Source organism: Streptomyces sedi, assembly GCF_006335015.1.
Lineage (GTDB): Bacteria > Actinomycetota > Actinomycetes > Streptomycetales > Streptomycetaceae > Streptomyces > Streptomyces sedi.
Genome location: NZ_VDGT01000014.1, coordinates 138,658 through 150,507 on the forward strand (window position 1 = coordinate 138,658; position 11,850 = coordinate 150,507).

The 11,850-nt window shown below is 72.8% G+C and carries 8 protein-coding genes; 4 read left to right on the top strand and 4 right to left on the bottom strand.

The features are described from left to right. Nucleotides 1-553 precede the first annotated feature (553 nt). Nucleotides 554-1,741, top strand: coding sequence for a glycoside hydrolase family 64 protein (locus FH715_RS18915; protein WP_139646876.1), 1,188 nt, complete (start codon nucleotides 554-556; stop codon nucleotides 1,739-1,741). Nucleotides 1,742-2,052: 311 nt separating this feature from the next. Here the strand turns inward: FH715_RS18915 and FH715_RS18920 are convergent, their stop codons facing one another. Continuing rightward, nucleotides 2,053-2,514 (bottom strand): Rieske (2Fe-2S) protein, encoded by a 462-nt coding sequence (locus tag FH715_RS18920; RefSeq protein ID WP_139646878.1) that lies wholly within the window; start codon nucleotides 2,512-2,514, stop codon nucleotides 2,053-2,055. A gap of 692 nt (nucleotides 2,515-3,206) precedes the next feature. Here FH715_RS18920 and FH715_RS18925 point away from each other — a divergent pair. From FH715_RS18925 to FH715_RS18935, 3 genes are read left to right on the top strand one after another with little or no spacing between them, the layout of a single operon-like run. Further along, on the top strand, nucleotides 3,207-3,845 hold the full coding sequence (locus tag FH715_RS18925) for a sigma-70 family RNA polymerase sigma factor (RefSeq protein ID WP_211367708.1): 639 nt from the start codon (nucleotides 3,207-3,209) through the stop codon (nucleotides 3,843-3,845). Then, entirely contained in the window at nucleotides 3,842-5,062 is a 1,221-nt protein-coding gene (locus FH715_RS18930) for a hypothetical protein (RefSeq protein ID WP_139646881.1), read from the top strand. Before FH715_RS18925 ends, FH715_RS18930 begins: the two co-directional genes overlap by 4 nt. A 45-nt stretch (nucleotides 5,063-5,107) precedes the next feature. Further along, nucleotides 5,108-9,781, top strand: coding sequence for an FtsK/SpoIIIE domain-containing protein (locus FH715_RS18935; protein WP_139646883.1), 4,674 nt, complete (start codon nucleotides 5,108-5,110; stop codon nucleotides 9,779-9,781). Between the two features lie 87 nt (nucleotides 9,782-9,868). Here FH715_RS18935 and FH715_RS18940 read toward each other — a convergent pair whose 3' ends face one another. From FH715_RS18940 to FH715_RS18950, 3 genes are all read right to left on the bottom strand, one after another. After that, entirely contained in the window at nucleotides 9,869-10,309 is a 441-nt protein-coding gene (locus tag FH715_RS18940) for a hypothetical protein (protein WP_139646885.1), read from the bottom strand. Nucleotides 10,310-10,319: 10 nt separating this feature from the next. Next, on the bottom strand, nucleotides 10,320-10,625 hold the full coding sequence (locus FH715_RS18945) for a hypothetical protein (RefSeq protein ID WP_139646887.1): 306 nt from the start codon (nucleotides 10,623-10,625) through the stop codon (nucleotides 10,320-10,322). Nucleotides 10,626-10,697: 72 nt separating this feature from the next. Continuing rightward, on the bottom strand, nucleotides 10,698-11,669 hold the full coding sequence (locus tag FH715_RS18950) for a serine/arginine repetitive matrix protein 2 (protein WP_139646889.1): 972 nt from the start codon (nucleotides 11,667-11,669) through the stop codon (nucleotides 10,698-10,700). Between the last annotated feature and the right edge of the window lie 181 nt (nucleotides 11,670-11,850).

An 11,850-nucleotide genomic window follows, 5' to 3' on the forward strand; every position in this document is an offset into this window, starting at 1 on the left:
GAGGGGAGACGCGCCGTCGGGTGAGCGGCCGGGCGGGGGAGGCGTGCCGCAGGGTGGCGCCACGCCTCCGCCCCGGGTGTCGTCGTGTCGACTTGTCACCCGCGCTCGGCCCACGCCCCCGACGTGCGCCCCCGCCACCCGCCAACGGCGCGGCGCGCGCGACGGGTTGAACCGCCGCCCGATCCGCGTCACCCTCAGGTGGGGCACGGTGCGGCGGCCCGTCGGGCCCTGCCGCGCGAGCGGAACGCGCCCTCCGTTTCCACCGCGCGGCGCACGGGCCGGCTGACGGTCCGTGTGCACCCGGAACCGGGCGAGAGTGGGTTCAACTCTTGACAGCCACAGGGCCTTACGGGACGGTGAGAGCGCTCTCACCCCCACTGGGAGCGCGTTTCCACGCTTCAACATGTCAACACCTGACGCTCCCGGGCGCCCCTGGCCGCCCGCGCCGCGTCGTGGCGGCGGGCCGGCGGGAGGGAACCACCTGCCCGTTCCGCGTACACACGGCGGCGGCCCGCCCGGCGCGTTCAGCATCCAGCCGAACTAGGAGGACCCGGTGTTCCGCTTGCGGACAATACTGGTGGCCGGCGCCGCGAGCCTGGCCGTGGCGACGGGCCTGATCGTCTCGGGCCCGGCGCCCGAGGCGGAGGCTGTCCCCGACACCATCCCGCTGACCATCACCAACGACTCGGGCCGGGGCGAACCGGTCTACATCTACAACCTCGGCACCGAGTTGAGCAGCGGTGAGATGGGCTACGCCGACGCGGAAGGTACCTTCCACGCCTGGCCGGCCGGGGACAACCCGCCGATTCCCGCCCCCGACGCCTCGATCGAGGGCCCCGCCGACGGCGAGACCCTCACGATCGACATGCCCAAGTTCTCCGGGCGCGTCTACTTCTCCGTGGGCGAGAAACTGCACTTCTCCCTCACCCAGGACGGGCTCGTCCAGCCCGCCATCCAGAACCCGGACGACCCGAACCGGGACATCCTCTTCAACTGGTCCGAGTACACGCTCAACGACTCGGGTCTGTGGATCAACAGCACCCAGGTCGACATGTTCACCGCCCCCTACACCGTCGGTGTGGAGCAGCAGGGCGGCGAGGTGCTGTCCACCGGCGAGTTGAAGCCCGGCGGTTACTCGGCGGTCTTCGACGGCGTGCGCGACGCCGGCTGGGGCGACCTGGTCCACAACGGCCCGGACGGCGAGCCGCTGCGCGTGCTCTCGCCCGGCCACGGCGTCTCCACCGGCGACGTGCCGGCCGACGCGATGAGCGACTACATCGACCGGGTGTGGGAGCACTACTCCTCCAACACCATGACGGTCACGCCGATCACCCACGAGCCGGAGAACCAGTACGAGGGCACGGTCGAGGGTGACGTCATGAACTTCACCGACGGCTCGGGCGAGGTCGTCGCCAGCTTCAACAAGCCGGACACCGACAGCGTCTTCGGCTGCCACAAGGACCTGGACGCCCCGAACGACCAGGTCATCGGCCCGCTGGCCCGCACCCTGTGCGCCGGGTTCAACCGCACCACGCTGCTGGACAACCCGAACCAGCCCGACCCGGACAACTCGAACTTCTACCAGGACGAGAACACCAACCACTACGCGCGCGTCATCCACGAGCAGATGGTGGACGGCAACGCCTACGCCTTCGCCTTCGACGACGTCGGCAACCACGAGTCGCTGGTCCACGACGGCGACCCGGTCGCGGCGTTCATGACGCTGACGCCCTTCGACTGAGCGCACTCCGAACGGGCGACCGTCGGATGACCGCTCCCCGACCGAGCGTTCCGTGACCGATCGTTTCCCGACCGATCGTTCCCTCGCTGATCGCCCGGCGGCGATCAGCGAAGGAACGACAGTGATCGGTCGCGATCGTTCGGCCCCGCTCGACCGCGTCGGGCGCGGGGAACCCGTACCCCCGGTCGGTGACAGTGACCGGAGGCCGGCTCCCGCGTGACCACCCCCGCCCCCGGCGGCCGGGCCCCGAGCCCGCCGCCGGGGGCGGGGCGCTGCCCGGCGGGCCCGCGCACGCGGGCCCGCCGCGCGCGTCAGCCGCGCAGGATCGACTCGCCCTCGACCGTGATCGGTTCGGCGGGCAGCGGCTGCGTGGCCGGGCCCTCCACGACCGAGCCGTCGGCGATCGCGAACACGCTGCCGTGGCAGGTGCAGAGGATGCCGTCCTCGGTGACCTGGGAGACCGGGCAGCCCTGGTGGGTGCAGATGGCGGAGAACGCCAGGAACTCGCCCTCGGTGGGCTGGGTGACGACCAGTTTCTGTTCGTCCAGGATGGTTCCGCCGCCGACCGGGACGTCCGCCGTCGAGGTCAGCTCCTCGGCGCCGCCGCCGTCCCCGCCGGAGTCGCCGCCGTCCGAACCGCCGTTCTCCGAGCCGCCGTTGCTCTCCGCGCCGTCCTCCTCGTCCTCGGAGCCGCAGGCCGTCAGCGCGGCGGCGGCGAGCCCCGCCGCGCCCGCCAGCACCGCCGTGCGTCGTGTGGTATTCGGACCGTTCATTCGCGCAACCCCTCTCGGAAGGCTCTGCCGGCGCCCGGTACGCGCGTCCGTCCGCCCGGCCGTCGGGCGAGGGTAGCCGAGGAGCCCCCGTTTCCTCTGCCCCGCGTGGGGTCCCGGAACGGCCTTCGCCGGCAACGGAGTCCGGGCCCATGCCCGCTTTCCCCGGGAAACGTGCCCGTTTCCCCGCCCGTTTCCCCGCTCGTTTCTCCGCCCGGCAGGAGGACCGCCTCCGCGAAACCGGGAAGCTACCGGCCGGTCACCCTTTCCGCGGCCTCTCCGCGTCGTTCCGCCGGACGTCCGAACTCTGCCCTCGGGGGCAGCGGTAGCAGGTCACGGCGCCGCTGACGTACGGTCTCCGGCACGGCACTGAACGAAAAAAATCAAGTTCAGAGCTTTTCTTGAGCTACATGTGATGCCTTTCGACCCTATAAACCATAGAGAAGCAACCCAATCGAAACCCTCTTCCAGCCCTCCACGGCCTAAGGTCGGTCCGGGGGAACTTCGTAGGGAACGCGCGACGCCGCGGACGGCGCGTCGCCGGGTACCGGAGCGCCCCACGCACGTAGCCACACGGGGGAGTTCGGTATCCCGGCGAGACGTCGGCGACGGCGACGGGCGTCCCGCGAGGACCCGCCGGACAGCACCTCAGCCTCGTAAGGCGCCATCCACAGTGCGCTTTTGGAGCCGACCCCATGCACACACAACCCTCCCGGCCACCCGCACCGCGGGCGGCCAAGGCCGCAGCCCGGCACCAGCCACCGCCCGCGGCCGACCACCACCCCGCGGCCGAACGCCGCGCCGCCGCCGAACGCCACCCCGCGGTGGAACGCCCCCCGGCCGCCGAGCGCCACCGCAACCGCCTGCTGCGCTACGTCAACCGCCTCACCGGCGGCGACCCGCACGGCGCCGAGGACATCGTCCAGGAGACGATGCTCCGCGCCTGGCTCGCCTCCGACGAGTTCGCCGACGACGAGTCACGCTCCCGGCAGGACGACGACCGCCTCGCCGCCTGGCTGTACGTCGTCGCGCGTAACCTGGCCGTGGACGCCCGTCGCCGTGACCGGAGCACACCGACCGGTATCACCCCCGCCGGCCTGCTCCAACGCGCCACCGACACCCCGGACATGGCGGAGACCGTCGTCAACCGCATCGCCCTGACCGGGGCGTTGGCCCGACTCGGCCCCCGCCATCGCGACGCGCTCGTCCACGTGCACCTCTGTGACCGCTCCCGCGACGAGACGGCCCGTTTACTGGGCATACCCCAGGGAACTGTCAAGTCCCGGGTGCACTACGCTCTGTCCACCCTGCGACGGGAGTTCCCGGCCGGATGAGGACCACCGACCCTCTCGACTTTCTGAACCGCCACCGCGACACCATCTTCAAGGTGCTGGGCCTGCTGGCCGTGCTCCTGGTGTTGTTCCTGATCATCCGCGCGGTGGCCATGCGCCTCGGCGGCTGGGGGGCGGCCTGGGCACGGGTGAAGCGCGAGTGCGCCGTCACCGCCCACGCGTTCGCCGCGCCCGTCAAGGCGTGGCTGCGCCACCGGCGTTCGCTGCGCGTCCTGGTCCACGGTCTGCGCGCGCCGGAGACCTGGCGGGACGCCGAACTCGCCCTGGCCGCCGCCCGGCACGCGACCAGGGACAGCCGCTCCAGGCCGTACGCGGTGCTGATCACCGACCGCACGGTGACCGTGCTGCTGACCGGGCTCGGCGAGGAGCCGCCCGAGGACGGCCCCTGGTGGGTCGCCGACGGCGACACCCCCGACCACTGGAGCGCCGAACGCGCCGAACTCCCGCCGGTGGTGCCCGTTCCCGACCTCGCGCCGCCCGTGCTGGTCGCCGTCGGCGCCGCCGAGGGCGGCTGCTGCCTGCTCGACCTCGGCTCGGGGCCGCCCGTGGTCTGCGTCGAGGGCGAGAGCCGGGCCGCCGTCGCCCTGCACCAGGCGCTGGCCGCGCAGGTCGAGGTCCGGCTCCCGCAGGGCATGGTCGTGATCGCCGAGGGCGTGCACCGCGGCTACGAGGGGATGCCCACCCGCGTCGCGCACCGCGCCGCCGACCGGCTGAAGCCGCGCGCCGGCATCGCGCCGGTGCTGATCGCCGCCGAGCTGCCCGACCCGCTGCCGCCCGAACTCACCGCGCCGCCCAGCGACTTCCCCGAGCTGCGGCTGCTGCTGCTCGGCGAGGGACGGGCCTACCTGCGGATCGTGCTGACCGACAGGACCGGCCAGGTCCGCGTCGTCGGCACGCCCCTGCTCGCCGAGGGCAACGCGCTCAGCCGCGCCGTCGCCAAGGTGCTCACCGACATCCCGCCGGTGCTGCCGCGCGAGCCCGCGGGGGAGACCGACAGCACCGCGCGGACCTTCGCCGAGCTGGACGAGGAGGCCGTCGACGAGGAGGGCGACGCCCTGCCGTCCACCCCGACCCCCTCCGGGCTGACCGCCCCGCCGGTCGCCGAGACCGAGGAGGAGGACGAGGCCGAGGCCGTGCCCACGCCCGTTCCCGCGGCACCGGACACCCCGCTGCCCTCGGCGCGCCCCGCGCGTTCCTGACCCCCTCCGCCCCCCGCCACCCTTCAACACACCGTTGGAAGGCCCTTGAAGCTCACCTTGACCACCGCCGACCCCCAGGGGCGGCGGACGGACCACCTGCTCGACCTGCCGAGCGACGCCACCGTCGCCGAGCTCGCCGCCGTGCTGTCGACGCCGCGCCTGTACCTGGGCGAACAGCTGCTGGACTCCGGAACGCCGCTGGGCGCCGGCGGCGTCCGCGACGGCGTGCTGCTGGGGCTCGACGCCCCCGTGCTCGTCGACGAGGACTCCGCCGACGCCTGGGACCCGCCGGCCACCGACCCCGTGCTGCTCGAACTGCGCCACGTCTCGGGCCCCGGCGCGGGCCAGGTCTGGCGGCTGGGCCCCGGCACCTACGAGGTCGGCACCGACCGCCGCTGCGCCATCCGGCTGGCCGACCCCAGCCCCGACGCCCCCGAGGGCAGCGTCCACGAGGAGTCGGCGACCCCGCCCGACGGCACCTGGATCACGGTGAACGCCGACGGCACGGTCCGCTTCCGGCTGCCCGAGGACGCCGACCCCGAGGAGTGCGGGCTGCGCAGCCTCACCCCGCCGCCGCCCGTCGACCCGGAGACCGGCACGCCGCTCACGGACGAGGAGCCGGCCGGCTCGCGCGACGGCGGCCCCGGCGGGCACAGCGAGGAGCCGCCGCCCGCCGGCGAGGACGGGCTGCCCGAGCCCGAGCCGCTGCCGCCGCCCGGCTACCGCCCGCCGCCCAGCGACGGGTCCGCGCCGTGGCCGGCCTTCGCCGACCTGACCCTCGGCGACCATCTGCTGCGGCTGGCCGCGCCGTTCGAGGCGGACGCCGCCGTGCGGCTGTCCGACGACGGGATGACGCTGGAGTACAGCCGCCCGCCGCGCATCCTGCCGCACCTGGACGCCGAGAACCTGACCCTTCCCGGGCCGCCGGCGCCGCAGGGGCCCCGCCCGTTCCCGTTCATGCTGATGATCTCCCCGATGATCATGGGCATGGCCATGGTGGCGATCTTCCGGTCGTTCTACTTCCTGATCCTGATCCTCTTCACGCCGCTGATGGCGCTCGGCAACTGGATGCTGGGCCGCCGCACCAACCGCAAGCGCCACGAGGAGCAGGTCCGCCGCTACCGGCTGCGCCGCGCCGCGCTGGAGCGCGAGATGCGCCGCGCCACCGTGGAGGAACGCCACCAGCGCAACACGGCCTCGCCCGACCCGGCCGCCGTCCTCCAGATAGCCAGGGGCCCCGGCCACCAGCTGTGGGAACGCCGCCGCCCGCACGGCGACTATCTGACGCTGCGGCTGGGCACCGTCACGCGTGCCTCGTTGAAGCGCATCTCCGACCAGGCGCGCGAGAGCAACCACCGCAGCGTCAACTGGCGGCTGGCCGACGTGCCGGTCGGCGCCGAACTCCCGCTGCTCGGCGTGCTGGGCATGACCGGCAACGAACGGACCGTCCGGGCCGTCGCCCGCTGGGCCGTCGCCCAGTCCGCCGTGCTGCACAGCCCGCGCGACCTGCGCATCGTGGTGCTCACCGACGAGGAGCACACCGCCGAGTGGGCCTGGGTGCGCTGGCTGCGCCATCTGCGCCCGGTCCGGCCCGGCGCCCGCTCGCCGCTGGTCTCCTTCGGCCGCGACCAGACCTCCACCACCCGGCGGGTCAGCGAGCTGTACGCCGACGTCCAGTCGCGCATCGCCGCCGCAGGGCAGAACACCGGGCGCGCCGCCGTGCCCAACGAGCCGGACATCCTGGTCGTGATGGACGGCGCCTACCGGCTGCGCGACGTGCCGGGCGTCATCGGCATCCTGCGGCAGGGACCGCCGGTGCGGATCTACAGCCTCTGCCTCGACGAGCGCGAGTACCTGCTCCCCGAGGAGTGCGCCGCCGTCGTCACCGCCAGCGGCAACCGGCTGACCATGCGGGTCTCCGGCACGCCCTCCGTCTCGGAGATCCGCGCCGACCAGGTCACCCCCGAGTGGTGCGAGCAGACCGCCCGCGCGCTGGCGCCGCTGCGCGACGTCACCGTGGAGTCCGACGCCGGAATGCCCTCCGAGGTGCGGCTGCTGCCGCTGCTCGGCCAGGAGCCGCCGGACCCGGCCGCGCTGGTGCGCGCCTGGGAACGCGCGCCCGCCAGCACCCGCTTCCCCGTGGGCGCCGGCTACGACGGGACCACCTATCTGGACCTGGTGACCGACGGGCCGCACGGCCTGATCGGCGGCACCACGGGCGCCGGCAAGTCGGAGCTGCTCCAGACGATGATCGCCTCGCTGGCCGCGGTGAACCGGCCGGACGAGCTGACGTTCGTGCTGATCGACTACAAGGGCGGCAGCGCGTTCCGGGAGTGCGCGGAACTCCCGCACACCCTCGGCATGATCACCGACCTCGACGGCCATCTGGTCCAGCGCGCCCTGGCCTCGCTGGACGCCGAACTGCGGCGCCGCGAGCAGGTGTTGGCGGATGTCGGCGTCAAGGACCATCGCGAGTACCAGGCCCGCCGCGCCAGGGAGCCCGAACTCCCGCCGCTGCCCAGGCTGTTGCTGGTCATTGACGAGTTCGCCACGCTGGTCAGGGAACTGGTCGAGTTCGTACCCGGACTGGTCAGCCTGGCCCAGCGGGGACGCTCCCTCGGCCTCCACCTGCTGCTGGCCACCCAGCGGCCGGCGGGCGCCGTCTCCAACGAGATCCGCGCCAACACCAACCTCCGCATCGCGCTGCGCGTCACCGACCGCACCGAGAGCACCGACATCATCAACGCGCCGACCGCCGCCTCCATCTCCCCCTCCACGCCCGGCCGCGCCCTGGTGCGGCGCGGCGACGGGCCGCCGCTGCCGTTCCAGACCGCCTGGGCCGGCGCGGAGCGCCCGCCGGAGGGCGCGGACGGCGTGGAGCGCCCCAAGCCCCGCACGGCGCGCGGCGCAGAGCTGAGCCTGGACCAGCTCGGTGAGCCGCTGCCGGCGCCGCAGTTCGTCCACGAACCGCCGGTCATCGGCGAGGAGGAACTCGACGAGGACGCGCGGGAGGCCGAGGGGGAGGAGCGCCCCGGCGACCCGCCGACGGAGCTGACCGCGCTGGTCGACGCCGTACGGGCGGCGGCCGAGGCGCTGGAGGACTTCGAGGCGCAGCCCAGGCCGTGGCTGCCGCCGCTGCCGCCGACGATGCCGATGGAGGCGCCGAAGGGCGATCCCCGCCCCGGCGCCACCCGGCTGCCCCCGGTGCCGTACATCTTCTTCGACCTGCCGAGCCACCAGGACCAGCGGCTCGGGCACATCGACTTCGGTGTCTTCGGCCACCTGTACGTCATCGGCGCCCCGCGCTCCGGCCGCACCCAGACCCTGCGCACCATCGCCGGGTCGGCGGCGCTGCACCTGACCACCGACCAGTTGCACATCTACGGCATCGACGCGGCAGGCGGCGGCCTGGCGGCGCTGGAGTCCCTGCCGCACTGCGGCGCCGTGGTGCCCCGGCACGACGGGGAGCGGCTGGACCGCCTCATCCGGCGGATGACCGACGAACTGACGCGGCGGCAGGCGCTGTTGGCCAAGCACGACGTGTCGTCCCTGACGGAGCTGCGTCCCAAGCTGGCGCCCGCCGAGCGTCCGGCGCACCTGCTGCTGCTGATCGACGGCTGGGACGCGCTGGTCACCATGCTGGAGAAGCAGGACGGCGGCCGGGCGACGGACGACCTGCTGCGGCTGCTGCGCGAGGGCGCCACCTCGGGGCTCCACGTGATCGCCACCTCGGAGCGGATGCTGCTGGGCGGCAGGGCCGGCCAGCACAACGACCGGCGGCTGATGCTGCGCCAGGCCGACCGCATGGACTACGCGGTGGTCGGCGTCAACCGCAGGGTGGTCCCCGAGAACGTGCCCGCGGGACGCGGCTGGTCCTCGCCAGGCGGCGTGGAGGGCCAGGTCCTCACCCTGCCGCTGTCCGCACTGGCCAAGGGCGGCGACCAGGCCGACGCGCTGCGGGCCATCGGCCGGCAGGCGACGCTGCGGGACGGCGGGGTCGCCGACGAGCAGCGGCCGTTCGCGATGGCCTCGCTGCCGGAGATGGTCGGCTTCCAGGAGGTCGCCGACCAGATGACGGACGAACAACGCAGGCCGCTGTGGGCGCTGTTGGGCGTCGGCGGCGACGACGGCGGGGTGCTGGGCTACGACTTCGCCGAGGGCTCCGGCTCGTTCCTGGTCGCCGGGCCGCCGCACAGCGGGCGTTCCACCGCGCTGGCGGCGATGTGCGTCTCGCTGGTGATGAGCGGCACCTCGCTGGTGGTGCTCACCCCCAGGGACTCGCCGCTGCGGCAGCTGTCCCGGCACGGGCTGGCGCGGGTGATCGCCGAGGTCGACCCCGACCCCGAGGTGCTGGAGGAGGCGTTGGCCGAGGTCGCCGACCGGCCGGCCGTGGTCGTCGTCGACGACGCGGAACTCCTGGTCAACAGCCGGCTGGACCGGCCACTGCGGCAGGTCGGCTCCTCGGGGCGCGACCGGGGCCACGGACTGCTGCTCGCCGCGCCCGCGGAGTCGATGACCACCATGGGGTGGATCGGCGTGGCCCGCCGCGGCCGGCGTGGTCTGCTGCTCGGCCCGAAGGGGCTCAACGAGGGCGAGTTGATCGGCGCGCGCCTGACGCCGGAGCACCTGCGCGGCGGCGCCGTGCCCGGCCGGGCCTGGACCGCGGGGCCCAACGGCCGGGTCAGGGCCGTGCAGGTGCCGCTGACCGTGCTCCAGTAGCCCGCCGGAGCAACGGGAGGACGCCGGAAGGACCGGGGGCCCGGACGCCGACGCGGCGTCCGGGCCCCCGGTGGTGCGACGGCCGCGTCAGCTCTGGCTGATCTCCGTGCGGTCGTCGTTCCACTCCACCGGGGTGCCGTCCAGGCCCTCGGAGTCGTTCCACTCCGGCGGGTCGTCGGTGTCGGTGGTGACCTCGTCGGCGGTCACCTCCAGGCCGCCCTCGCCGTCGATGCTGGAGAGCGTCGCGGCGAACAGCTCCGCGTCGTTGTTCTGGAACGCGTCGTTGAGGCTGGTGAACAGGTTCGCCCAGTTCTGGATGTTGCTGGCCGCCATGTGCATGGACTTGCTGAATTCCTCGTAGGCGGTCTTCAGCGCAGGGCTCGCCTGCTCCAGGTAGAGCCCGTTGTCCAACAGCGTGCCCACCGTGCTGAGCAGGCTGTAGATCTCGGGCACGATGATGTTGCACTGCGTGCTGAGCTTGCCCGCCGTCTCGGCGATGCCGGCGTAGTCGGCTGAGATGTCTGCCATGTCCCCGGCCTCACTTCGGGTTGCGGATGTTCTCCGCGTACTGCTTGTCGAAGTCCTTCATGCCTTCCATGATCTGCCGGAACTGCTCGGCGAAGCCGTCGATCGCGTCGCAGAGCTGACCCAGCTGCTCGTGGAGGATGTTGTACTGGTCGGTGATCGCCGCGTTGGTCTCCGGCAGCACCAACGAGGTGCCCAGGGCGTCGTCGATCGCGCCCTTGGCCGAGTCCTTCGCCGGCCTGATGGTGTCGTTGTTGGAGCTCTTCATCGCGGAGGCGGCGGACTCGACTTCCTCGTACGTGATGCTGATGTTGGGCATGACCACTCACTTCCTGCTCGTCAAGGTCTCGTCTGGGTGACGTCCGTCGGATGGCCGGGCGGGCGCCGGCGGTCAGTCGTCCTCGTCCACCTCCACCCACTCGGCGTCGTCACCGCTCGGCCCCTTGCGGGTGTACTCGGTGACCTCGGTCTCCTCTTCGCCGTCGTCGTTGGTCGACGTCGTGGTGGAGGTCTGGCTGCCGGAGCCGTCCTCGTTGATGGTCACCTCGGAGACGGTCTCGCTGCCGTCCGGGTTGATGGTGGTGATCGTGTAGTCCCGACGGTCGTAGGTGTTGCCGTCGTCGTCGGGTTCGCTCGGGTCGGGCGCGCCGTCGTACTCGATGGTGGTGGTGGTCTCCTGGCCGTTGCCCGTGTCGACGGTGGTCTTCTCGCCGATGACGTTGTGGTCGTCGTCGAACTCCAGCCACACCTTGACGCTGCTGCCGTCCTCGTCCTCCAGCCAGATGTGGGTGGGCTGGTCGTCCTCGGGGTCCGGGGGCCGCTCGCCGGGCGGGGCGGGCCGGTCCTCGCCGTAGTCGTCCTTCCACGCCTGGCACCACTCGGGGGCCTCCGGGTTCGAGCAGACCTCCCAGATGTCGGCGTCCGGGTGCTCGTCGAAGTAGTCGGACGCGCCGATCTCCTCCAGGTAGGAGTTCCAGGCGTCGTTGCGGTCCTCCCAGTTCTCGACGGCCTCCTTCTCGCCGAGCCACCGGTCGTGCAGCGTCTGACCTGCCATAACCAGCGCGTTGCTCGCCAGCGTCGCGTCCTGCTGGAGCATCGCGTCGGCGACGCCGCCGAACATGTCGCCGAACCGCTCCAGCTTGTCCTTGCCCTCGTCGATCCGGGTCTTGGACAGGCCGTAGAACACCTGGAACTCGTAGGAGAGTTCGTAGTTGCCGAAGATCGACTCGTTGGAGGTGGCGGTGCCGTCCCCGATCTCCTGCCAGGCCCCGATGCCGCCGGCCGTGTCCGCCCGCTCCACCAGGGCGTGCAGCCCGCGCTGCATGGCGTAGAGCTTGTCGTAGTCCATGGCGAGGTCCGCCATCGTGCCTCCCTCCTCGTCGTTCGCCTCGGCGGCCCCGTGAGGCGCGCCCTCACCCCTTTCCACGCACCGGCCCGGCGGAAGGTTCAGCATTTATGCCACTCCCGGTGAACCTCGGGGCGCTCTCGTACGTAGTAAGAAGACGAGGGGCTGGTCGCGGACGGCCCCCGACCGTCCCCCGGCG

Excerpts from the sequence above, each read along its gene's own strand:
- FH715_RS18920 (WP_139646878.1), bottom strand. The coding sequence starts at position 2,514 with ATGAACGGTCCGAATACCACACGACGCACGGCGGTGCTGGCGGGCGCG.
- FH715_RS18925 (WP_211367708.1), top strand. The coding sequence starts at position 3,207 with ATGCACACACAACCCTCCCGGCCACCCGCACCGCGGGCGGCCAAGGCC.
- FH715_RS18930 (WP_139646881.1), top strand. The coding sequence starts at position 3,842 with ATGAGGACCACCGACCCTCTCGACTTTCTGAACCGCCACCGCGACACC.
- FH715_RS18940 (WP_139646885.1), bottom strand. The coding sequence starts at position 10,309 with ATGGCAGACATCTCAGCCGACTACGCCGGCATCGCCGAGACGGCGGGC.
- FH715_RS18945 (WP_139646887.1), bottom strand. The coding sequence starts at position 10,625 with ATGCCCAACATCAGCATCACGTACGAGGAAGTCGAGTCCGCCGCCTCC.
- FH715_RS18950 (WP_139646889.1), bottom strand. The coding sequence starts at position 11,669 with ATGGCGGACCTCGCCATGGACTACGACAAGCTCTACGCCATGCAGCGC.